Origin of the sequence: Streptomyces tubbatahanensis (assembly GCF_022699385.1) — a bacterium.
Taxonomy (GTDB): Bacteria; Actinomycetota; Actinomycetes; order Streptomycetales; family Streptomycetaceae; genus Streptomyces; species Streptomyces diacarni.
This window is the reverse complement of record NZ_CP093846.1, coordinates 6,915,672-6,937,317: the sequence shown is the minus strand read 5'-3', so window position 1 is coordinate 6,937,317 and position 21,646 is coordinate 6,915,672. Positions and strand designations below refer to the sequence as shown.

The following is a 21,646-nucleotide window of genomic DNA, read 5'->3' as shown; positions in this document are numbered from 1 at the left end:
GAGGTGACCGCATGTCCACGACCGCACCGGGACAGCCCGCAGGAGACGCCGCGCCGCCGCGTGCGGGCCTGCCGGCGCGTCCGCGAGTAGCCGACCGCAACGGCGCACGCCCGTCGCGCCGGGTACCCGGCTGGTGGCCGCTGCCGGTGTGCGCCGTGCTGGGCGCGCTGGCGGGCGCCACGTACGCCGCGGTGGCGGAACCGCGCTACGAGGCGTCCAGTTACGTGCTCGTCTCCCCCGGCGAGCACGCCGAGGCGACATCAGCGCTCGGCTACGCACAGGCGTACGGCAAGATCGCCACGGACGCCGTGGTCCTCACCAGGGCCGAGGCCGCCTTCGAGCTGCCGCGCGGCGAGCTGCGCTCGCACGTGCGGGCCGGTACCTCGCCCGACGCGCCCATGGTGGAGATCACTGGCAGCGCGCCCTCGGCCGGTGACGCCGCCGACTACGCCGACGCGACCGCCGCCGCCCTGGCCCGCACCGCGAAGAAGGCGGCGGGCAAGACCGGCGTGCGGCTGACGGTCGTCTCCCACGCCACCGCCACGGCCGAACCCGTCTCCCCCAGGGCGCCGCTGGCCGTGGCCGTGGGCGCGAGCGCGGGCGGGCTGCTCGGTGGCCTGGTACTGCTGGCCCGGCCCCGGCGCCGCGACGCCGAGGGACCTGCGCTCGTCCCCGCCCCCGCGCGGGGCGCCGACGCGGTGGAGGGCCAGGACGCCAGGGTGAGCGACGGGCACGAGACCGCCCGTACGGCATCCGCGTCCGAGACCGCACGCGTGACGCCGGGGACCGCCGGCTCGCCGGAAGCGGCGCCGGGGGCCACCGGCGCGGGCGACGCCGAAGGTAGGCACACGACGCGGGCGACCCCGCACGCGGCGGAGAAAACGGAGGCCGAGCGGTGAATTCTCCCTCCTCTCCGCCCACGCGCCGCAGGTTCCCCTACGCGCGCCGCAAGTTGGCGGGGCCCGTTCTCTCCCCCTGGCGGGGCGGGCGCGGTGAGGCGTCGGGGCGGCCGCCCGTGCGGCTGACCGCCACCCTGTGCCGGGCCGAGGACGAGTTCGCTGAGCTGGCCGAGGAGTGGGACGGGCTGCGGGCACGCAACCGCTCGGCCACCCCGTTCCTCAGCCACGCCTGGCTGGCCTCCTGGTGGCGTGCCTACGGCCGGCGGGGCAGGCTGCGGGTCGTCCTGGTGCGGGAGAACGGCCGTCTGGTGGCCGCCGCGCCGCTGATGCTCGTCCACCGGCCCCTGCCCGCGCTGGTCACGCTCGGCGGCCAGATCTCCGACTACCAGGACGTGCTGCTCGACGACAGCTGCCCCCGTGCGGCCGACGCGCTCGCCCGCGCGCTGTACGCGGCGTCGCGTACCGCGGTCGTCGATCTGCGCGAAGTGCGTCCCGGAGGGGCCGCCGAACGCCTGTACGCCGCCTGGCCCGGGGTGCGACGGCGGCTGACCGACTCGGTCTGCCTGGAGTTGCCCGGCGTTCCCATGGACGAGATGCTCCAGCGGCTCGCCCCCGCCAGCGCCAAGCGCACCCGGCGCAAGCTGCGCCGCATCGACGAACTCGGCATCGAGGCCCACGACGTGACGGGGGACCGGGTTCCGGAGTCGGTGAGCACCATGCTGCGGCTGCACGAGCACCAGTGGCGGGGCCGCGGCGTGACCCCCGAACACCTGCGGCCCCGCTTCGGCGCCCACCTGGTGGGCGCCGTGGAACAGCTGGTGGCCAGTGGGGACGCGGCGGTGACGGAGTACCGGCTCGGTGGCCGGGTGGCCGCGTGCGACGTCGCCCTCGTCTCCGCCGACCTGGTGTGCGGCTACCTGTACGGCGCGGATCCCGCGCTGCGCGACCAGCGGGTGGACATCGCGACCATGCTGCTGCGGCACGACGCCCACTTCGCGTCGGCCACCGGGCGCGGCACCCTGAGCCTGCTGCGCGGCACCGAGCCGTACAAGCTGCGCTGGCAGCCGGTGACCGCCGCCAACCGGCGCTACCTGCTGGCCCGCCCGCAGCTGGCGCCCGCGCTGGAACTGCTCGCGGCGAAGGCGGCGGCCCGCGAGGCAGCGGCCCGCCTGGTGCACGAGCGCGGCGCGGCGGCGCGGGTCCGCACGCTGCTCGACCGCGCGGCCGCGCTCAGGCCGCGCACGTGACGGCATGACGGCGGCGCGGTGGCGGGCTGCGTTCCGGTGCGGGCTAGCCCGCCAGGGCGCGCAGCCAGTCGAAGCGGACGCAGTACTGGCCTACTGCCCAGCACCGCTCCCACCACGGGTGGGCCGGTGCCGGGGGCGCCGTGCCCGTGGCGGCGGGGCGGGAGGGCCTCGACTGCCCGGTCTGGCGCGGCGGCTCGGTCCCCGGAGGCCGGGTGCCCGGAGGCCGGGTGCCCGGGGGCGGGGCGGTGGGCGAGCCGCTGTGCCAGGGCGGCAGGGGCGGTTCCGGCTGCGCGAACAGCGCCATCCTGAACGTCTTGGCGGACGTCGGGTTGGCGCGGCACCGCCACACGCCGTGCGGGCAGTAGTCGCTGATGGTCTGGTAGAGCGGCTTGTGCCGGTCCATCCAGGCGAGCATGGAGCGCACGTACGCGGCGTTGTCGCCGTTGCGGAACAGCCCCCACTCCGGGTAGGAGAGGGGCTTGCCGTGGCGGGCGGCGAAGTCGACGTGTGCCTGGAGCCCGTACGGCTCGCGCACCTGTTCGTCGAAGCTCATGCCCTTCGGCTGGTCGTAGGCGTCCATGCCGAGCACGTCGACGACGTCGTCGCCCGGGTAGCACGCGGTCCAGGGGATCGCGTCGCGGCCTCGGCTGGGCGCGAAGTCGAAGCGGAACCGCTGCCCGTCCACCGCCCGCATGGTGGTCACGATGCGCCGCCAGTACGCCTTCCAGGCGCGCGGGTCCGGCGCGCAGCGATGGGTGTAGGTCGTGCCGTTCATCTCCCACCCGAGCACCACGACGGTGTCGGCGAGCCCGGCCCGCACGAGGTGCCGGGCCAGCGTGCGGAAGTGCGCGTCGAACCCGCCCGCCGCGCCCTCGCGCAGCAGGGCGCGCACCCGGTTGTCGTCCAGCCGCGCCTCGTTGCGCGCCTGCATGGGGACGTTCAGCACGAACAGCCCGGTGGGATCCGCACGCCGCCAACGCGCCCAGGGCGCGAGGAACGCCGGCTGCCCCTCGATGTCGGACCACAGCCGGCCCGGCAGGTAGGTGTGGCCCACCCGCAGCTTCGTACCGCCGAGCCACTGCTCCATCTCCGCCATGCGGCGCACGCCCTCGGGCCCGGAGCCGAGGAACGCGCCGAGCGCGCGGCCCGACGGCGTGGACGCGGCGGCAGACCCGGACGGCCGGGCGGAGGGCGAGGGCGCCGGCTCGCGCTCTGGACGTTCACCCGGACGGAGTCCGGACTCCCGTTCGACGACCGGCAACACCGCGCAGGAGGCCAGCAGCACCGTGCAGGAGGTCAGCAGCCCCGCGGCGGCGACACCTGCGCGCAGCACCGCCCTGACCCGCCCGCGTCCATCGCTGCGCATGGCTCCTCCTGGCCGCCTGTGGCCCCCGGCGCGTGTCCGCTCGTCCACCGGTCGACATTCCTGATGATCTGTCAGCGGAATTCTCACCCCGCCCACCCGCCCCGCGTCTGAAGGACATGCCCCTCATGCCGTCGTTCGCCACGGACGTGCCAGCGCTGCTGCTGAGACTCGACCCGAACCCGTACCACCACGGCACCCTGGGCGCCGCCAGATCGCTGGGGCGCGCCGGCGTCGAGGTGCACGCGCTGCTCGGTACGGACCCGGGCCCGGTGGGCACCACCCGCTATCTGCACCGGCTCCACACGCCGGTGCGGTGGTCGGCCGCCGGCGCCGCGGGGACGCCGCCGGACGGCGAGCTGGAGCGGGCGCTGCTGGGAGCGGCCCGTGCGATCGGCAGGCCCGCCGTCCTCGTCCCGCTCGACGACCACGGGGCCATCGCCGTCGCCCGCCTCGCGCCCCGGCTCGCCGGACACTATCTGCTGCCGCCCGTCGCGCCCCGGCTGCCCGCCCAGCTGGCCGACAAGGCGGAGTTGGCCGCCCTCTGCGACCGTGCCGGCGTTCCCCACCCGCGCACCGTGCTGCCCGGCAGCGCGGCGGAGGCGGCCCGCGAGGCGGCGGCCCTGGGCCTGCCCGCGGTGGCCAAGTGGAGCCGCCCCTGGCTGCTGCCGCCAGGGCTGCGCAGCACCGCGCTGGTCCGCACACCCGGGGAGGCCGCGCGGCTGTTCGCGCGGAGCGCCGAGGCCGGCAGCGCGCTGCTGCTGCAGCGCAGGCTGCCCGACGGCCCGGGGGCCGACTGGTTCTTCCACGGGTACGCGGCCGAGGGCGGGCGGCTCCTGGCCTGCGGCGCGGGACGCAAGGAGCGCTCCTGGCCCCCGCACACCGGCCTGACGGCGGTCGGCACCTGGCTGCCCAACCCGGCCGTCGAAGCGGCGGCGGCGCGGCTGGCGGCCCGGTTGGACTACCGCGGCATCCTCGACCTGGACTTCCGGCTCGACCCGCACACCGGCGTCCACCACCTGGTGGACTTCAATCCGCGGCCCGGCGCCCAGTTCCGCCTGTTCACCGACGAGAACGGCGTGGACGTGGTCCGCGCCCAGCACCTGCACCTGACCGGCCGCCCGGTGCCGGCGGCGCGCGCCGGTACCGGGCGCACGTACGTCGTGGAGAACTACGCGGTCCTCTCCACGCTGCTGGGCCGGGCCCAGGATGCGGCCTTGGGTCGTACGGGCCGCGCACGGCGGGGGCGCGGTCCCGTGGAACGCGCCTGGTTCGCCGCCGACGACCCGCTGCCCTTCGCCGCCATGGCGGCGGGCTGGCTGGGACGCTGCTTGCGCGAAGGGCTGCGCCTCGCTGGCCCGCGCCTCGGCCCCCGGCACCGGGGGAAGCAGCGACTGCGGGGGCTGCGCGCGAGCCGGGCGGTGGTGCCGCGGCCCGCGGCCTGTGCCGCGCATCCGGTCCGCGCCGCGCGGGCCGCCCCCGCCGCTCCCGCCGCGCCGGCTCCACCGCACCGGCCGCCGCCCGAACCGGACCCGGGCTTCCTGGCCGCCGACTCCTGACGCCGCCTTCCCGCCGGACCGCTCGCCGCGCCCCATCCACCGGCAGCGCCCGCGCAGCCCGCCGCCCCCCAGCACTCAGCCTCCAGCTCCAGACCCCGCAACGCCGCACAGAGAGAAGGAAACCCATGTACGACCTCGTCGTGGTGGGCGCCGGCCCCTACGGACTGTCCGTCGCCTCGCACGCCGCAGCCGCCGGGCTCAACCTGCGGCTGCTGGGCAGACCGATGGCGTCCTGGCGGGACCACATGCCGCGCGGCATGTTCCTCAAGTCGGAGCCCGACGCCTCCACGCTGTCCGACCCCGCGGGCGCCCACACCCTCGCCGGCTACTGTGCCGAACGCGGTATCGAGGTCGCGCACGGAAACCCGCTGCCGCTGGACACCTTCACCGAGTACGGCACCTGGTTCGGCCGGAACGCGGCGCCGCCCGCCGACGAACAGACGGTGACACGGGTCTCCCCCCGCGTCGAGGGGTTCCTGCTGGAGACGGCAGACGGTGAGCGGATGATGGCGCGCGCCGTCGTCCTGGCCGTCGGCGTGCTGCCGTTCGCCCAGCGGCCACCCGCGCTCGGCGGCCTCCCCACCGAACTGGTCACCCACAGCACCCACCACCGCGACCTGAGCCGCTTCGCGGGCAAGGACGTGACCGTGGTGGGCGCCGGGCAGGCCGCCTTGGAGACGTCGGCGCTGCTGGCGGAGCAGGGAGCACGCGTGCGGGTCGTCGCGCGGGCGCCCCGCATCGACTGGAACGCGCCTCCGCAGCCGCTGGCGCGCGGGCGGCTCACGGCTCTGCGCGACCCGCACAGCGCGCTGGGCACCGGCTGGCCCAGCTGGGTGTGGTCCCGGCTGCCGTCCGCGGTGCGGCGGCTGCCCGCTTCCACACGGCTGCACATCGCCCGCCACGCACTGGGCCCCGCGGGCGCCTGGTGGCTGCGGGAGCGCTTCGAGACGGCCGTGCCGACGCTCCTGGGCCACACGATCACGGCTGCCGACCGTACAGCGCCGGGTGTCCGCCGGGTCGGCGGCGTGCTGGGCGAACGGGTACGGCTGTGGCTGGCGGCGGCGGACGGGACGGCCTCCACCCTGGAGACCGACCACGTGGTGGCCGCCACCGGGTTCACCCCCGACCTGTCCCGGCTCGGCATGCTCGACTCCTCGCTGCGCGAGGGGCTGCGCCGGGTCGGCACGGGCGACGCGCCCTGGCTGGACGCGCGCTTCCAGTCCTCGTGCCCGGGGCTCTTCTTCGCCGGGCTGCTGACGGCTCCCTCGTTCGGACCCGCGATGCGTTTCGTGCACGGGGCATCCTTCACGGCGCCACGGCTGCTGGAGGGGGTGCTGCGGCACAGGTCCCAGGCGACGACGGCGACGGCCGTCACGGGCGTGCCGGCCTCACCCGGCGCACGGGAACCGGAGCAGCAGGTGGCGCGGGGTCCGCTCGGCGGCCAGCGCCACACCCGGCCCGCTGCCGAGGCCCCGAGCGCCTCAGGGGACGGCACGGGGCGGCTGCCCGCGCCGGTCAGCGGGGCGAAGGACGCGCCGGAGGCGGTGGACGCACGGAAGGGCGGCGGCCGGGCGGAGTGAACGGGCGGCCCCGACCGAACCGCCATCCAGTCGGGGCGGGTCGGGGCGGTCGGGGCGGTCGCCCGCTCAGCGTCCCGGCTTGCTCTCGTAGCGCGCGTCGACGTCCCGGGTGTCGGCGCTCTGGAGTTCGGTGGCGAGGTGATGCACGGTCACCAGGTCGTGCATCATCGTGCGGGTGCGGTCCCTTGGCAGCTCCGCCTCCCGCGAGACGTCCTCCAGGCTGACCGCCTCGCCACCGTGCCGCTGCTCGGCTGTGACCAGGGCGCGGAAGACCCGTTCGTGCTCCTGTGAGTAGCCGGGCCTGCCCCGCCCCTGGTACGGGCTGCGCGGCTCCGCCGGGCCGGCCCCGCCGCGCGGCGCGGGGCTGGGGGCCTCCGCGCTGTGGCCCTGCTTGCCCTGCCGCTGGGCCGGCGTCTCCTCGTCCTGCCGCGCGGACGGACCCGCGCGGTGGGCGCGCTGCTTGGACGCTCCCGTCGTCACGCTGCGGGCGCTGGGCGGCTCCTCGTCGCGGTGGGCCTTGTGTGCCGCGGCGCGCCGCTGTTCCTCGTCGCCTTCGACCTTCTTGCGCACCATGAGGGTCCTCCCTCGCGTTCCTGGTGGGTGCCGGGCTGGGCTGCCGTGTCGCGTACGGTGTGCGGGTCCTGCTCAGGCTCTCCTGGTTCAGCGGTCGAGTTCGTCCTCGACCGGCGGTTTGGGCGCCTCGCGCAGGTGCTGCGACTGCCCGTGTCTGCCGCCCTGTCTGGCCTGCTCGGCGCGTTGTGCGGGGCTGAGGTCGAGGTCCGAGTCGGGGTCCACGCGGACGGAGCGCGCCACCTCATCGCGGTTGGCGTACTCCTCGGGTGGGATACCGCGCAGTGCGACGCGGACCTCGCCCGAGGCGCCGGAGTCCGCCGCCGCCCGCATCAGCTCGTCCTTGTCCGCCGGAAAATCCACGTCGCCGAGTGCGGCCAGCACCTCGTCGACGGTGGTGTGCGCAGTGCTCATGCTGCTCGCTGCCTTTCTGAGCCGACGCCTTGGCCTGCCGTCCGCACGGCTCGGCTCAGCTTCCGGCCGTGCCGGTGCTGCCCGAGAACAGGACGGAGGCGAGTTCCTCGTCGAGTGACTGGCGGATGCGTTCGGTCAACGCGCCCTGCGTGGCCTCCTCCAGCAGTTCGACGACCGTGCGGGCTTCGTGGACGGCCTTGGGCGGGTCGGTCCTGGCACGCCGCGCCACGCGGTCGAAGAACTCGTGGCGGTCCATCCGCACGCCGGTGACGGGTTCGTCGGGGGCGAACTCCACTCTCCGCAGGTGCTCTCCCAGCTCGGTGGGGAGCTGCGCGGCGAGCTTCTCCGCCATCGGCGCCGGGATGCGCTCGGCCAGCGTCTCCAAGGTGGCCCGCGTTCCGGCTTCCGCCGCTCCTCTGCTGTTCAGGTGGGCCCGTGCCTGCATCTGACCGATGAACTCGTCGTGCTGCATAGCCGTTCACCTCGCTCACATCACTCAAGCGGTCCAACGCGCGTCGCTTTCCAGCATGCGCGCCGCTCGCACGGGTCGCACATCGGCTGCGGGTCCTCCGGCCGCGGCCCTCACGCGTGGCCGTGCGGCCGTTTACGTCAGCACGGCGGGGGTGACCCGACGGCGTGGCGCCCGGCACGCCGCGCACCGCTGGGCCGCGCACCGCCGGGCCGCGGTCCGCTGGGGAAGGAGAGCGCACGTGACCACCGAAGATTCCGCGGCACACGCAGGGGAGGGCGATCGCGCCCGGGTCGCGGTCGTCACCGGCTCCGACTCGGGCATCGGACGGGCGAGCGCGCTGCGCCTGGCGCAGGAGGGGCTGGATGTCGGCATCACCTGGAACACCGACAGGAACGGCGCGCAGGAGACGGCCCAGAAGGTCCGCCGGACGGGCCGCCGTGCGGCGGTGCGGCACCTGGATCTGACGAACCTGCCGGACGCGGCCGAGGTCGTGGACCAGCTCGCGGACGAGCTCGGCCGGATCGACGTGCTCGTCAACAACGCCGGGACCGGCACCTCCACTCCGTTCCTCGACCTGGACTTCGGCTCGGTGCGCGAGGTGCTGGAGGTGGACCTGCTCGGTCCTTTCCTGTGCTCGCAGCGCGCCGCCCGCCGCATGATCGGCCAGGGCGAGGGCGGCGCCGTCGTGAACGTCACCAGCGTGCACGAGCACCAGCCCAGGGTCGGTGCGGCGCCGTACTGCGCCGCCAAGGGTGGGCTGGGGCTGCTCACGCAGGTGATGGCGCTGGAGCTGGCCGAGCACGGCATCCGTGTGAACGCCGTGGCGCCCGGCGAGATCGCCACGCCCATGACCGGCCAGGAGGACGCGGACGTGCGAGGGGCACAGCGTCCCGGGATTCCGCTGAGGCGCCCCGGCGACGCCCGCGAGGTCGCCGGCGTGGTCGCCTTCCTGGCCGGGAAGGAGGCGGCGTACGTGACCGGCGCGTCGTGGGCGGTGGACGGCGGCATGCTGCGGATGGGCCCGCAGGCGGGCTCGCACCTGCCCGACGACTCCTGGCGCCGCCCCTGAGCGGGGCGGCCGGTCCGGGGACGGGGCGGGGGCCTCAGCGCGGGAAGGCGGCCCTCACAGCTCGCGCACCACCCGGGCCGGGTTTCCGACGGCCAGGACGCCTGCCGGCAGGTCTCCCACGACCACGGAGCCGGCCCCGACGACGGTGTCCGAGCCGATCGTGACCCCGGGGCAGACGATGACCCCGCCGCCGAGCCACACGTTGTCGCCGAGGGTGAGGGGCACCGCCTTCTCCCAGCCTGCCCTGCGCCGCTCGGCGTCCAGCTCGTGGGTGGGCGTCAGCAGCTGCACGTTGGGGCCGATCTGCCCGTTGCGCCCGATGGTGATGGGCGCGGCGTCCAGGAAGACGGCGCCGAAGTTGATGAAGGTGTGGGCACCGATGGACAGGTGGGTGCCGAAGTCGCAGCGGAACGGCGGCCGGATGGTCACGCCCTCACCGAGCTCGCCGACCAGTTCGCCGAGTATTCTGCGGCGCTCGGCGGCCGGCGCGGTGTCCGCGGCGTTGTAGGCGGCGCACAGCTCGGCACGCCGCTCGCTCGCCGCTTGCAGCTCCTCGTCGTCGGGGAGGTACCACTCCCCCGCCAGCATGCGCTTCTTGTTCTCGCCCACGAAGGTCCTTCCGGCGCGGTGAGCAGCTCGGTTCCGTCCGAGTGACACTCTCGCAGACCCGCTCGGCGACGGGCGCGGAAAAGCCGCGGGAATCTCCCGGCCACTCTCGACGCACACACCTCTTGCGTTCCCCCGGCCCACGTCCGTGCCGCTACGGCGCCGCCCGGCTCTGTGGCGCTGTGGACGCGGACTCCGGCAGCTCGACCCGGCCGAAGCGCTGGCGGTACGCCGTCGGGCTCAGTCCCGTCTCGCGGCGCAGCCTGGCGCGGAGGTTGGCTGCCGTGCCCAGGCCGCTGTCGCGGGCGACCACGTCGAGCCGTTCCTCACCGCGCTCGATCAGCCGGCAGGCCAGGGTGACGCGTTCACCGGTCAGCCAGGCCAGCGGCGTGGTGCCCAACTGCCCACGGAACCTGCGGTGGAGCGTGGCCTGGCTCACCGCGGCCCTGGTGGCGAGGTCGGCGACCGTCAGCGGCTCGGCCAGCCGCTCCGCGGCCCAGGCCAGCAACGGCGCCAGCGACTCCTGGGGAACGGGCGGCAGCGGCCGCTCCACGAACTGCCGCTGCCCGCCGTCCCGGTGCGCCGCGAAGACCAGGCGCCTGCTGACCGCGTTGGCCACCTCCGCGCCGTGATCCCGGTGCACCACGTACAGGCCCAGGTCGAGCGCGGCGGCGCTGCCCGCCGCGGTGAGGATGTCGCCGTCGTCGACGAACAGCACGTCGGGTTCGAGCCGGACGTCCGGGAACCGGGCACGGAACCGGTCGGCCCACTGCCAGTGGGCCGTCGCCCGCCGTCCGGCCAGGACACCCGCCTCGGCGAGCGTGAAGGCACCGCTGCAGAAGCCGAGGAGGCGGGCGCCCCGCGCGTGGGCGCGGCGGATGGCCTCCAGCACGGCCGGACGCCGCGGGGTCTCGATGTCGGGGCGGTTGGGCACGATCAGCGTGTCCGCGCGCTCGGCCGCCGCCAGGTCCGCGACGCCGGTGAGCGTGAAGAACCCGTCCCGCAGCACCGTGCGCGGCTCGGGGGAACAGAGCGTGAACGCGTACAGGTCCCGGCCGATCTCCGGCCTGCGCAGCCCGAAGACCTCCGTCGCGCAGCCCAGCTCGAACGGGTTGGAGTTCTCGTCGACGAGCACGACGACTCGGTGGAGCCCCGCCCCGGCAGCCTGCGAGGATTCTTGCGCCATATGCGTTTTCTAGCACTCGTGGGGTGCGACCGTCACGGCTCAGGATGCTGTCCATGAGCAACGAACCGATCACACTGGCCCAGGCGCTGTCCTCCTTCGACGCCCTGTGGAGCCCCCGCATCGTCACCCGCGTCAACGACTACGACGCCCGCGTCGCCAAGGTGAAGGGCGAGCACGTCTGGCACGTCCACGAGGACACGGACGAGTTCTTCCTGGTCCTGGACGGGGAGTTGCACATCGCGCTGCGCGAGGACGGCGGGGAGCGAACGGTCACCCTGCCCACCGGAGCCGTCTTCACCGTGCCCCGGGGCACCGAACACAAGCCCAGCGCGCCCGGGGGCGCCGCGATCCTGCTGTTCGAGCCGACGGGCACCTCGTCGGTCGGCGACCGGCACGACGAGGTGCCCGCCCACGTCGACGCCACCACGGGACACGCACTGCCCGAGCCAGCATAGGGCCGGAGCCGGGCCGGGATCGGTCCGGGACGGGGCCGGGCCACCGGCCGTCCCGGCTCGTTACGGTCGGTTCACTCGTTCCCGGGGCGCTCGCTCTTGGGCCCGCGGCCGCGCTCCGTACGCGGGCCCGAGGGCCGCCAGCGCGGATCGCGTTCCATCTCCCGCTTGGCCGCCTCGTTCGCTTCCCGGGCGTCGGTGTGGCCGCTCCTCTCCTGGTCCTTCCGGCCCCGCGCACGGTGCTTGTCGTAGCTCTTGCTGCCGGGTTCCGGCACTGCGCTCACCTCGCTCGCATCGACAGCGGTCACCGTCGCTCGGCCGCGCCGCCGACCGCTCGCGCTCCGCTGTTCCCACGCCCCACGCCGCAGAAACGCTGGGCCGGTCGGTGGAAACCGCCGACGGGAGTGACTGGCCCCGCCGGAGGCGGGAAACCCGTGGCGACCGGCGTCACGTCGCGCGGCGCCGTGACGCCGCGCGGCGTGCCACGGCGACGCGTGGCGGGCGGCGCGACGTGCCACGGAAGGCGGAGGCGGAGGCGAGCGATGGCCGTGACGGACGGAATCCGGGACGGAAGGGAGCCGGTGAGCCTGCGGCTTCCGGGGATCGTGCTGGGGGTGGGCCTCGGCGGTTTCGTCGACGGCATCCTGCTGCACCAGATCCTCCAGTGGCACCACATGCTGACCAGTACCGACGACGACCGCATCGGGGTGAAGTACTACTCGCCCCGGACGGTCTCGGGGCTGGAGATGAACACCGTGTGGGACGGCGTCTTCCACACCGTCTGCTGGCTCGCGGTGCTGACCGGTCTCGCCGTCCTGTACGCGCGAGTCACCCACGGGCGGCGCCGGGTGTGGACCTCGCGGGTGCTGTGGGGCTGGATCCTGGCGGGCTGGGGCCTGTTCAACCTGGTGGAGGGGCTGCTGGACCACCAGATCCTGGGCATCCACCACGTGCACGGCGGCCCCTACCAGCTGTGGTGGGATATCGGCTTCCTGGTGCTGGGCGCCGTACTGCTGGTCGTCGGCCACCTGGTCCAGCGCAGCGGACGCTCCCTGGACACGGATGGCAGGCTCGCATGACGGACGGCACGGCGCCGCCGCCCGCGCACCCGGTGGGCCCGGCGGCCCTCGCCCACACGCACCCCGGCACCGGCCACGGACACGGCGGTGGCGGCAGTGCCGGTGGCTGGGAGCCGCTCGGCGTACTGCTGCCCGCACTGGCGGCCCTCGTCCCCGCGCTCGGCTACCTGCTGCTGGTACGCCGCGCGCACCGCCGCGGCCCCCGGCACGAGTGGAGCGCCTGGCGGTCCGCGAGCTTCCTGGCCGGGTGCGGGCTGGCGGCAGCCGCCGTGCTGCCGCCGCTGGCCCCGTGGGCGCACGGCGACTTCCGCGGTCACATGGCGCAACATCTGCTGATCGGGATGTACGCGCCTGTGGCACTGGTACTGGGAGCACCGGTCACCCTCTTGCTGCGCACCCTGCCCGGCGCACGCGCGCGGACCCTCACCGCACTGCTGCGCAGCCGCCCGGTACGCCTGCTCACTCATCCGGTCACGGCCCTGCTGCTGAACACCGGCTCCCTCGCGGTCCTCTACTGCACACCGCTGTACGGGGCGGCCACGGCGCAGCCCTGGGGCCACTGGCTGCTGCACCTCCACTTCCTGGCGGCCGGCTGCCTGTTCGCCTGGGTGGTCGCGGGCCCCGACCCGGCGCCCGCCCGCCCCGGAGTGCCCGCGCGGCTGGTGCTGCTGGGCTTCGCGATCGCCGGACACGCCGTACTGTCCCAGCTGATGTACGGAGGCTTCCTCATCGACATCCCCGCACCCGTCGGACAGGTGCGGGGAGGCGCGGAACTCATGTACTACGGCGGCGACATCGCCGAACTGCTGCTGGCGGGCGCGGTGGTGGCCACGTGGCGCCCCAGGCGGGCGAGGTCGGCACGAGTTCGGCCGGATGCTCAGGCCGCCTGAGCGGCGCCCGCGATGTGCTCGCGCGCGGCGCGCAGCGCGTCGTGGATGTCGCGGGTGTTCGTCGAGACGCACAGCGTGTACGAGACGTCGTCCAGTTCCTGAGGATGGCCGGGGCGGGCGCGGAGCTTCTCGTAGCGGTCGAGCAGCTCTCGCAGGGTGTCGGGGTGGGCCATCATGACGGTTTCCTCCAGGGGGCGCGCGACGGCGCTCGACGCGTAGGGGTGAAGACCGGCCGGCCGCGGCGGGGTCGCCGCGGATTCGGCGCATCCCGCCCAGTACCCGACAGCAGAAAGAGTAAAACTCACAAAAACGTACATTCCCGTCCTTGTTTCACCTCCGCGGACGAGGGGCACCACGGCGCACAGGAAGCGCGCAGCAGGACGCGGCTGGGGGCAGCCCGGGGCCCGGGAAGGAAGGAAGAAGTCGGACAGGTAAACGCGACCGCAACGCACGACGAGACGCGAGAGAGGAACGCCCAGGAGGCTAGAGGTGTCGTGATGGATTCCGTACCCGGAGTGCCATGCTGGGTCAGCCTCACCGTCCGCGACCGGCGGGCCACCGAGGAGTTCTACAGCGCCGTACTGGGATGGTCCTTCGTCGACAGCACCCTCGGCCCGGGGTTTCGCACCGCCACCAGGGAAGGGGCGCCGGTGGCCGGCTTCAACGAAGCCGCCGTCTCCTGGCAGCTGCCCGTCCGCTGGACCGTCTTCTTCTCCGTCGACGACGCCGACCGGGCATGCGAGCGCATCAGCGAACGCGGCGCCACCGTCGCCGTCGGCCCGCTGCGCGTGGGAGAAGGCCGCGCCGTGATGGCCGCCGACCCGCACGGCGCGGCGTTCGGCCTGTGGCAGGGCGAGTTGCCGCGCGGCTGGGAGGTGGGCGCGGGACACGCGCCGGCCTGGCTGCAACTGCACACCAGCGACGCCTTCGCCGCGGCGCTCTTCTACGGCGAGGTGCTCGACTGGACGAAGAACCCCAGCCATGGCGTCAGCTACGAGGAACAGCAGGACGAGGTGCACATCCTGGTGGACGGCGAGACCGTCGCCGGGCTGCGCGGCGGCGGCGTCGAGGCGGCACCCGACCCGCAGCGGCGCACCCGCTGGGACGTCTACTTCCGCGCCACCGACATCGACGCCGCGCTGGCCGCGGTCGAGAAGACGGGCGGCACGGTGGTCTCACCCGTCCAGCACGCCTCCCACGGCCGCTTCGCGACCGTACGCGACCCGGACGGCGGCCTGTTCTCCCTCCTCGGCCCCTGAAGAGCTCCCGTAGACGTGTGAGCGGGGCCGCGTACGCGGGTACCCGGTGGGCCGCCGCACACGGCAGCACGCGGCGGCCCCCGCACCGAGGGGGCCGCCCGTACGCGACGACGACACGCGTGGACACGCGGAGACGAGGAGGGTGTGCCGATGAGCCGAGCGCAGTCGAGTCCGGCGGGAGCGGACGGTCAGGTCGTCGTGGTCACCGGCGCCAGCGGCGGGGTGGGCCGCGCGACTGCCAGGGCCTTCGGAGCGCGCGGAGCCCGTGTCGCTCTCGTCGCCCGCGGCGAGGAGGGCCTGACGCGCGCCGCCGACGACGTACGCGACGCGGGCGGCACCGCGCTCCCGCTGGACATCGACGTCAGCGACCACACGGCCGTCGACGCCGCAGCCGAACGGATCGAGCGGGAACTCGGGCCGATCGCGGTGTGGGTGAACGTGGCGTTCTCCACCGTCTTCGCACCCGTCAACGAAGTGCGCGCCGAGGAGTTCCGCCGGGCGACGGAGGTCACCTACCTCGGCTTCGTCCACGGGACGCTGGCGGCCCTGCGCCACATGGAGCCCCGCGACGCGGGGACCATCGTCCAGGTCGGCTCCGCGCTGGCCTACCGCGGCATCCCGCTGCAGGCCGCCTACTGCGCGGCCAAGCACGCCATCCAGGGGTTCCACGAGTCGCTGCGCTGCGAGCTGCTGCACGCCAAGAGCGGCGTCAGCGTGACGATGGTGCAGTTGCCCGGGCTCAACACCCCGCAGTTCACCTGGGTCAAGTCACGCCTGCCGCACAATCCCCGCCCGGTCGCGCCCGTCTACCAGCCCGAGGTCGCCGGGCGCGGCGTCCTGTACGCGGCCGACCACCCGCGGCGCCGCGAGTACTGGGTCGGCGGCTCCACCGTGGGCACCCTGCTGGGCGACAAGTTCGCGCCCGGTCTCCTCGACCGCTACCTCGCCAGGACCGCGTTCAAGGGGCAGCAGGCCGACCACGACCGCGCCCCCTCCCAGCCCGACAACCTGTGGAAGCCCGCCGACCAGCAGCACGACTACGGTGCGCACGGCGAGTTCGACGACGAGGCGACCAAGCGCAGCTACCAGCTGTGGGCCTCACACCACCACGGTCTGCTCGCCGCACTCGGTACGGCGGCGGCCGCCGCCGCGGGGGCGGCCGCGGTGGCACGGACGGTGCGGCGCTGATCCCCGAAGGGCGGACGAACGACTCCGAAGGGCAGCCGAACGAACGATCAGACGGGCGGGGTCGGACGGACGGTCAGTCACCCGGAAACGCAGCGCCGCACGCCGCACGGGAAGCTCAGCGGGGGTTCTGCCGCAGCGACTCGTGGCAGACGAGGCAGACCATGCGGCGCGCGTCGTGCGGCGACCAGACCCGGCCGGTCGCGCTGGAGCGGCGGACGGGCTCCGGCTCGTCGTGCAGGTGGCGCGTGCACACGCCCGCGCCGCATTCGACACAGACGGCGACGGCCGTGTTCTCGGTGCCTTCCTTGAAGCAGTCGTAGCAGTGCATGACGCCCCTCCTTCTGGCTCTTTCCCAGCTCTTTCCGGCTCTTTCCGTCTCACTCGGCGCCGTCAGGCCCGACCGTTCGCGAGTTCCCCCCGGCACCACCCCGCACGCATGCCCGCACAACCGACGAGGAGCTGTCCGTGGACCACCGGACCGACACACTCATCCGTGACGCGGAAACGGTCGTCACCATGGCGGGGGACGAGATCCCCGGCGGCTGGGTCGCCCTCAGCGGCGGCACGGTGGCGGCCACCGGACGCGCCGGCGAGGAACCCGCGGCGACCCGCACGCTGTCCGCGCGCGGCGCACTGGTCACGCCGGGGCTGATCAACACCCACCACCACATCTTCCAGAACCTCACCCGCGCCTACGCCCCCGCCACCGGCTACGAACTGTTCGACTGGCTGAAGGCGCTCTACCCCCTCTGGGCCGCCGTGGACGAGGAAGCCGTCGAGGTCTCCACCTGGGTCGGACTGGCGGAGCTCGCGCTGGGCGGCTGCACCACCACCACCGACATGCTCTACGCGCACCCGCGCCCCCGCCTCATCGACGCCCAGATCCGCGCGGCCCGCGACGTGGGGCTCAGGTTTCACCCCGCCAGGGGCGCCCTCGACCTGTCCGAGAAGGACGGCGGCCCGGCCCCCGAACAGCTCACCGAGAGCGTCGAGGAGATCCTGGCCGACAGCGAACGCCTCGTGCACACCTACCACGATCCGGCGCCGGGCTCGATGCTCCGTATCGCACTGGCCCCCTCCACCCAGGCCGCCGTGACCGAACGCCTGATGGTGGAGACGGCCCGCCTCGCCGAACGGCTCGACGTACGACTGCACACGCACCTGGCCGAGTCCCTCGGTGAGGAGGAGTACTGCCGCGAGACCTTCGGCCGCCGCCCCGTCGAGCAGTTCGAGCACGTGGGCTGGGGCAGCGACCGTGCCTGGGTCGCGCACTTCATCTTCACCGAGCCGCAGGAAAGGGAGCGGCTGGGACGCTGGGGCACCGTCGTCGCCCACTGCCCGGGATCGACGATGATGCTGGGCGCGGGGGCCGCGAGCCTGCCCGCTCTGCGTGACGCGGGCGTCACCGTCGGCCTGGGCTGCGACGGTTCGGCCTCCACCGACCACGCCTCGCTCTGGCTGGAGGCGCGCACGGCGCTGACCGGCGCACGGGAGCGCGGCGGCGCCGGGGCGGCCACCGCCCGCGACATCCTGCGCGCCGCGACCGTCGACGCGGCGGCCTGCCTGGGCCGCGAGGACGGCCTGGGCAGCCTCGCGCCAGGCGCCCCCGCGGACGTCGTGGTCTGGGACCTGGACGAGTTCGCCTTCGCCGGCGCCCACACCGACCCCGTCGAGGCCTGGCTCCGCTGCGGCCCCGTCCGCCCCCGCCACACCCTCGTCCAGGGCCACCCCCTCGTCGAGGACGGCGCTCTCACCCTCCCCCACACCCGAACCCACGACATGCTCACCACCCACGCCCACCACGCCCGCCGCATCCAGGGGCTGACGGAGGGAACGTAGCGACGCGGTGGTCGGTCACGGGGTGTGGAAGGTGACTTCCGGGTTGGTTTTTGTCGGGGCGTTCAGCAGGGGGCGGTGCTGACCGCGGAGATGGCGGTCGAAGAACGCGGTGACGTAGTCGGTGGTGATCTGGCGGCAGCGCTCGCCCGGCAGCGGGGCCGACGGGTCGCTCATGCCCAGCAGGCCGCCCAGGACGGGGAGGTCGTTGAAGGAGAAGTGTCCGGCGTCGGCGACCGTCAGCCAGCGCTTCCAGCCGTGGAGGCGGGTCCACTGGCGCGGCCAGGTGCGGTCGTCGGCCTGCGGGGTGTGACCCTTACGGGTGCCGAGCATCAGGACGGGGCGGCCCGTTCCGGCACGGGGTACGGGGGCGAAGAAGCTGCCGTCGAGGTTCGCCGCGGCGCGGACGCGGTGATCCGTACCGGCTGCCACGGCCGCCGCGTTGCCGCCCAGCGAATGTCCGGCGGCCCCGATGCGGCGGGGGTCGATGAGACGGCTGAAGTCGTGGTGGGCGGTCTCGCCCCGGCCCGGCTTCCGAGTCAGTTCATCGACGACGAAGGAGAGGTCGGCTGCCCTGGTGCGGGCGGCCCGGGCCAGGATCTTCTTCTCCCCGTCGTCGTCGGGCGCCTTCTCGACCGTCTCACAGGCGACACAGGTGAGGGTGCGCGTGGTGTCGCCGTCCGGGAACGTCGAGCCGAACGACTCGTACGCGTGGTCGACGAGCGCGACCACGTAACCGCGCGAGGCCAGTTCCTCCGCCAGCACGGTGAGAGTGGCGCGGTGCAGGGTGAAGCCGGGTGAGAGCAGGATCAGCGGGTGCCTGCCGGCGGCCGGACGTGCGCCCTCACGCGTGTGGGTGCGCGCGGAGGCGAGCTGCTCGGCCTTCAGGCGCTTGTCCAGCTTCTGCCCTTCGAGGAGCAGCCCCGCCTCCTTGGCCGACATGTACGGCATCCGCTCGCCGTGACCGCTCACGTGCCGCGCCGGGTAGCGGAGGGAGACCATGACCTGGCGGTCCCCCGCCGAGTCCACCCAGGGGTCGCGGCGCGCGGTGTCGGTCAGATGCAGCGTCGCGCCGCCGATCCCGTACCGTCCGGTGGGGCGGGGAAGAGACAGGCGGGTGTCCCGGTGTTCGCCGGAGCCGGGCGCGGACAGGTCGGAGCCGGCCGCCCGCTGAGAGGCTCCCGCGGGGGCGCAGGCCACGGCGGCCGGGGTGAGCAGACTGACGGAGAGGAGGACGGCGAGCGCCGTCCCGCGAGGCGAGTTGAAGAGCATGTGCGGGAGCGTAGGAAGGCCGCGGGGGTGCCGGGCATCGACGATCGGCAGGCCGTTTCCCTGACTTTCGTCAGTGCGGGGGGGGCGCCGGGCTCGGGGGAGCCCCGGCGTGCCGGCCGGCGAAGGTCAGTACCCGGCCGACACCCGTACGGTGAGCGTGGGGAGTTCACCCGCGCGCAGGGCCTGCCACGCGGCGCGGAAATCGGCGGTGACGTCCTCGTGGGTCGTCGGCCCCGCGGAGTGGCAGGTGAGGGTGGTGCGCGGGAGGTCCCAGGCCGGGTCGGCGGGTGCCGCGGGCTCCTCCGGAAGGACGTCGAGGACGGCGTGCCCGACCGTTCCGTCGTCGAGGGCCCTGGCGAGCGCGTCGGTCAGGACGGTCTCCCCACGGCCGACGTTGATGAACGTGGCACCGCGCAACGCCCCGAGGAGACCGGCGCCGACGAGACCGCGGGTCTGCGGCGTGAGGGGCAGCGCGTTGACCACCCAGCGGGCCTTCGCGAGCACGTCGGCCAGTTCCTGCGCGGGGCCGCCCCCGGGCTCTTCGGGCACGCCCAGCGGAACGACGCTGTCGAAGCCGGGCATCTCGCGCGGGCTCCGCGCCACCCCGACCGTGTGGACACCGCACTGTTGCAATGCGGTCCCGATGGCGGTGCCGATGCGGCCGGCCCCGAGGACGACCGCGAGCGCCCCGTCGGCCAGTTCGGTGGGCAGCCGGTGCCAGGTGCGGCGGGCGTGCTGCTCCAGGAATCCGGGCACGTTCTGGAGTTCGGCGAGCACCCACGCCAGGACGTACTGCCCGATCCGCTCCCCCATGCGTCCGACGGTGCGGGTCAGCAGCACCTCACGCGGCCACGGCGTACGCGCCTTCAGCAGCGCGTCGACGCCCGCGTTGGAGCTGTGCACCCACAAGAGCCGCTCCCCTTCGGCCAGCTCGGGGAAGTGGGGACCGATGTGCACCCGGGGCCCTCGGCCGGTCCCCACAGGACGTCCGACGATCCGCTCGACGCCCTCGTGCACCCGCTCGGGAAGAGCGGGGTCGACGGTGACGACCGCGCCGTCGAGCTCGTGTCCGATCCGCAAGGGGTCAGCGCCCGCAGTCGTCATCCGTCCACCTTCTCGCCTCGTCCGCGCCGTCAGGCCGCGGTCACACGCCAGCTGCCGACCTCACGGTAGTCCGAGTCGTACACTTCGGCGGCATCCCCCTGCTCCAGCGCGTAGTGGCGCAGATTTCCACCCCAGTACCGCAGCACGCGCCCCAACTCGGCCACGGCCTCGTCCTTGCCGTGCATGTGTGCCATGTCGACCTCGAGTACGAACTTCACTCTTGTCCCCTTCCCGTACGCGCGCCCGTACGTGTGCCCGCACGTGCGCGTCCGTGCCGTGGGGCTGGAGCCCCGCGACCTTCACCTTCCATTTTTTCATTGAACTGCTTTTGGGGACTTCGCGGCGACGACAGCCCGCAAACCGGGGAGCGTGAGGAGGCCAGGTCTCAACTGGGGTGAGACAGGGATGGTCGGGTGACGGTGCCGTCGTGACCCGGCCGCCGCGGGGTGGGGACCGCTGCAGGCCGTGGCGGCGCGCGGAAGGCGGAGAAGGGGGCCGGCACGCAGCCCGCCCTGCGGGACTGGCTCAGCGGCGCGTTCCGGGGAAACATACAGCCATGCAGAGTGATCTCTTCGCTTCGAAGAACATGGCGCAGCCGCCCTCCGCACCGGGGATGGAGCTGCAGAACGACAAGTGTGTGAAGTACACGGTCAACGGCGAGTGCTACGCGCGGCAGGGCTCGATGGTGGCCTTCCGGGGGAACCTCAAGTTCGAGAAGAAGGGGCAGGGCGTCGGCAACTTCCTCAAGCGGCAGGTGACCGGCGAGGGGCTCGCGCTGATGTCGATCAGCGGGCAGGGTGAGGCGTGGTTCGCGCACGAGGCGGAGAACTGCTTCGTCGTCGACATAGCTCCCGGTGACTCGCTGACCGTCAACGGCCGCAACGTGCTGTGTTTCGACGCCGGCCTGCACTACGAGATCGGCGTCGTCAAAGGCGCGGGGATGACCGGCGGCGGCCTGTTCAACAGCGTCTTCTCCGGCCAGGGCAGGCTCGGAGTGATCTGCGAGGGCACGCCGATCGTGATTCCGGTGTCCCAGCAGGCGCCGGTGTTCGTGGACACCGACGCGGTGGTGGGCTGGAGCGCCCAGCTGCACACCTCGCTGCACCGCTCGCAGAGTTTCGGATCGATGATCCGCGGCGGCTCGGGAGAGGCCGTACAACTGAGGCTGGACGGTGAGGGCTTCGTCATCGTCCGCCCGAGCGAGAAGCAACCGGCCCAGACGAGCAACTGACGCCCTGCCGGGCGGACCCACGCACCCGCACGTTCGCGCGTGTCCGCGCGCGTGTCCACGCTTCTCCTCGCGCATGCATCCGCCCGCGGTACGGGGCCGCTGGGCGCGGGGCCGGCCGCGCGGGCGCGCGGGCACGGCCGGCGTCATATGGGCGCCCAACTGGTGCAGAGCAGCAACTGACGCCCGGCGGACGGAACCCCGCGCCCCCGCACGGACGCGGGGCCATGCGGCCGCGACGGGAAGCTCGGGCCCGGAGCAACGCGCACACGGGGCCACCGGGCGCGGAGCCGCACGAGCACGCGGGCATCAGCCGCCCGGCCGCGAAGCCACGCCGGCGCGCGGCTGCGGGGACGCACGGGCACCGCGTGCG

General features: G+C 74.1%; 24 protein-coding genes. 12 read left to right on the top strand and 12 right to left on the bottom strand.

Going from position 1 to position 21,646, the window contains the following annotated elements:
• Nucleotides 1-11 precede the first annotated feature (11 nt).
• The gene (locus tag MMF93_RS29725) at nucleotides 12-899 is read left to right on the top strand and encodes a YveK family protein (RefSeq protein ID WP_242756255.1); all 888 of its coding nucleotides are present in this window, start codon (nucleotides 12-14) and stop codon (nucleotides 897-899) included.
• Nucleotides 896-2,146 (top strand): GNAT family N-acetyltransferase, encoded by a 1,251-nt coding sequence (locus MMF93_RS29720; RefSeq protein ID WP_242756254.1) that lies wholly within the window; start codon nucleotides 896-898, stop codon nucleotides 2,144-2,146. The genes MMF93_RS29725 and MMF93_RS29720 overlap by 4 nt, the downstream gene beginning before the upstream one ends.
• Nucleotides 2,147-2,189: 43 nt before the next feature.
• On the opposite strand, the gene MMF93_RS29715 is transcribed toward MMF93_RS29720, so the two are convergent.
• A complete protein-coding gene (locus MMF93_RS29715; RefSeq protein WP_242756253.1) occupies nucleotides 2,190-3,512 on the bottom strand; it encodes a glycoside hydrolase family 26 protein in 1,323 nt (440 codons plus the stop codon).
• 125 nt (nucleotides 3,513-3,637) lie between these two features.
• Between MMF93_RS29715 and MMF93_RS29710 the strand changes: the two genes are divergently transcribed.
• Both MMF93_RS29710 and MMF93_RS29705 read left to right on the top strand, forming a co-directional pair.
• Nucleotides 3,638-5,068, top strand: coding sequence for a carboxylate--amine ligase (locus MMF93_RS29710; RefSeq protein WP_242756252.1), 1,431 nt, complete (start codon nucleotides 3,638-3,640; stop codon nucleotides 5,066-5,068).
• Between the two features lie 125 nt (nucleotides 5,069-5,193).
• Nucleotides 5,194-6,648, top strand: coding sequence for an NAD(P)-binding domain-containing protein (locus tag MMF93_RS29705; RefSeq protein ID WP_242756250.1), 1,455 nt, complete (start codon nucleotides 5,194-5,196; stop codon nucleotides 6,646-6,648).
• A gap of 66 nt (nucleotides 6,649-6,714) precedes the next feature.
• Here MMF93_RS29705 and MMF93_RS29700 read toward each other — a convergent pair whose 3' ends face one another.
• The 3 genes from MMF93_RS29700 to MMF93_RS29690 form a co-directional block, all read right to left on the bottom strand.
• Nucleotides 6,715-7,221 (bottom strand): hypothetical protein, encoded by a 507-nt coding sequence (locus MMF93_RS29700; protein WP_242756248.1) that lies wholly within the window; start codon nucleotides 7,219-7,221, stop codon nucleotides 6,715-6,717.
• A gap of 87 nt (nucleotides 7,222-7,308) precedes the next feature.
• Nucleotides 7,309-7,632, bottom strand: a complete 324-nt coding sequence (locus MMF93_RS29695) for a DUF2795 domain-containing protein (RefSeq protein WP_242756246.1) — start codon at nucleotides 7,630-7,632, stop codon at nucleotides 7,309-7,311.
• Nucleotides 7,633-7,687: 55 nt separating this feature from the next.
• On the bottom strand, nucleotides 7,688-8,104 hold the full coding sequence (locus MMF93_RS29690; RefSeq protein WP_114022522.1) for a DUF2267 domain-containing protein: 417 nt from the start codon (nucleotides 8,102-8,104) through the stop codon (nucleotides 7,688-7,690).
• Between the two features lie 238 nt (nucleotides 8,105-8,342).
• Between MMF93_RS29690 and MMF93_RS29685 the strand changes: the two genes are divergently transcribed.
• On the top strand, nucleotides 8,343-9,173 hold the full coding sequence (locus MMF93_RS29685) for an SDR family oxidoreductase (protein ID WP_242756244.1): 831 nt from the start codon (nucleotides 8,343-8,345) through the stop codon (nucleotides 9,171-9,173).
• A 54-nt stretch (nucleotides 9,174-9,227) separates the two neighbouring features.
• On the opposite strand, the gene MMF93_RS29680 is transcribed toward MMF93_RS29685, so the two are convergent.
• Entirely contained in the window at nucleotides 9,228-9,782 is a 555-nt protein-coding gene (locus MMF93_RS29680) for a sugar O-acetyltransferase (protein ID WP_242756242.1), read from the bottom strand.
• A 151-nt stretch (nucleotides 9,783-9,933) separates the two neighbouring features.
• A complete protein-coding gene (locus MMF93_RS29675) occupies nucleotides 9,934-10,965 on the bottom strand; it encodes a helix-turn-helix domain-containing protein (protein ID WP_242756240.1) in 1,032 nt (343 codons plus the stop codon).
• Between the two features lie 53 nt (nucleotides 10,966-11,018).
• Between MMF93_RS29675 and MMF93_RS29670 the strand changes: the two genes are divergently transcribed.
• Entirely contained in the window at nucleotides 11,019-11,420 is a 402-nt protein-coding gene (locus MMF93_RS29670) for a cupin domain-containing protein (protein ID WP_242756238.1), read from the top strand.
• A 71-nt stretch (nucleotides 11,421-11,491) separates the two neighbouring features.
• Here MMF93_RS29670 and MMF93_RS29665 read toward each other — a convergent pair whose 3' ends face one another.
• A complete protein-coding gene (locus MMF93_RS29665) occupies nucleotides 11,492-11,692 on the bottom strand; it encodes a hypothetical protein (protein ID WP_242756237.1) in 201 nt (66 codons plus the stop codon).
• A gap of 267 nt (nucleotides 11,693-11,959) precedes the next feature.
• On the opposite strand from MMF93_RS29665, the gene MMF93_RS29660 reads away from it, so the two are divergent.
• The gene (locus MMF93_RS29660) at nucleotides 11,960-12,496 is read left to right on the top strand and encodes a DUF2243 domain-containing protein (RefSeq protein ID WP_242756235.1); all 537 of its coding nucleotides are present in this window, start codon (nucleotides 11,960-11,962) and stop codon (nucleotides 12,494-12,496) included.
• Nucleotides 12,493-13,386, top strand: a complete 894-nt coding sequence (locus MMF93_RS29655; RefSeq protein WP_242756233.1) for a cytochrome c oxidase assembly protein — start codon at nucleotides 12,493-12,495, stop codon at nucleotides 13,384-13,386. The genes MMF93_RS29660 and MMF93_RS29655 overlap by 4 nt, the downstream gene beginning before the upstream one ends.
• Here MMF93_RS29655 and MMF93_RS29650 read toward each other — a convergent pair.
• Nucleotides 13,374-13,562, bottom strand: a complete 189-nt coding sequence (locus MMF93_RS29650) for a DUF5133 domain-containing protein (RefSeq protein ID WP_114022528.1) — start codon at nucleotides 13,560-13,562, stop codon at nucleotides 13,374-13,376. The genes MMF93_RS29655 and MMF93_RS29650 overlap by 13 nt on opposite strands.
• 321 nt (nucleotides 13,563-13,883) lie before the next feature.
• On the opposite strand from MMF93_RS29650, the gene MMF93_RS29645 reads away from it, so the two are divergent.
• Nucleotides 13,884-14,645 carry a VOC family protein gene (locus tag MMF93_RS29645; RefSeq protein WP_242756231.1) on the top strand — a complete coding sequence of 254 codons (762 nt, stop codon included), beginning with the start codon at nucleotides 13,884-13,886 and terminating at the stop codon, nucleotides 14,643-14,645.
• Between the two features lie 150 nt (nucleotides 14,646-14,795).
• Nucleotides 14,796-15,833: an SDR family oxidoreductase gene (locus MMF93_RS29640; RefSeq protein ID WP_242756229.1), complete on the top strand. Its 1,038-nt coding sequence runs from the start codon at nucleotides 14,796-14,798 to the stop codon at nucleotides 15,831-15,833.
• A gap of 115 nt (nucleotides 15,834-15,948) precedes the next feature.
• On the opposite strand, the gene MMF93_RS29635 is transcribed toward MMF93_RS29640, so the two are convergent.
• Nucleotides 15,949-16,161, bottom strand: coding sequence for a DUF2180 family protein (locus MMF93_RS29635; RefSeq protein ID WP_242756227.1), 213 nt, complete (start codon nucleotides 16,159-16,161; stop codon nucleotides 15,949-15,951).
• Nucleotides 16,162-16,298: 137 nt separating this feature from the next.
• Here MMF93_RS29635 and MMF93_RS29630 point away from each other — a divergent pair, with 137 nt between their 5' ends.
• Entirely contained in the window at nucleotides 16,299-17,672 is a 1,374-nt protein-coding gene (locus tag MMF93_RS29630; protein ID WP_242756225.1) for an amidohydrolase family protein, read from the top strand.
• Between the two features lie 15 nt (nucleotides 17,673-17,687).
• Here MMF93_RS29630 and MMF93_RS29625 read toward each other — a convergent pair whose 3' ends face one another.
• The 3 genes from MMF93_RS29625 to MMF93_RS29615 all read right to left on the bottom strand — a co-directional run bounded on the left by MMF93_RS29625 (nucleotide 17,688) and on the right by MMF93_RS29615 (nucleotide 20,263).
• Nucleotides 17,688-18,941, bottom strand: a complete 1,254-nt coding sequence (locus tag MMF93_RS29625; protein ID WP_242756223.1) for an alpha/beta hydrolase family protein — start codon at nucleotides 18,939-18,941, stop codon at nucleotides 17,688-17,690.
• A 126-nt stretch (nucleotides 18,942-19,067) separates the two neighbouring features.
• The gene (locus tag MMF93_RS29620; protein WP_242756221.1) at nucleotides 19,068-20,045 is read right to left on the bottom strand and encodes an NAD(P)-dependent oxidoreductase; all 978 of its coding nucleotides are present in this window, start codon (nucleotides 20,043-20,045) and stop codon (nucleotides 19,068-19,070) included.
• Between the two features lie 29 nt (nucleotides 20,046-20,074).
• On the bottom strand, nucleotides 20,075-20,263 hold the full coding sequence (locus MMF93_RS29615) for a hypothetical protein (protein ID WP_114022533.1): 189 nt from the start codon (nucleotides 20,261-20,263) through the stop codon (nucleotides 20,075-20,077).
• A 338-nt stretch (nucleotides 20,264-20,601) separates the two neighbouring features.
• Here MMF93_RS29615 and MMF93_RS29610 point away from each other — a divergent pair, with 338 nt between their 5' ends.
• A complete protein-coding gene (locus MMF93_RS29610) occupies nucleotides 20,602-21,276 on the top strand; it encodes an AIM24 family protein (RefSeq protein ID WP_114014720.1) in 675 nt (224 codons plus the stop codon).
• Nucleotides 21,277-21,646: the final 370 nt, after the last annotated feature.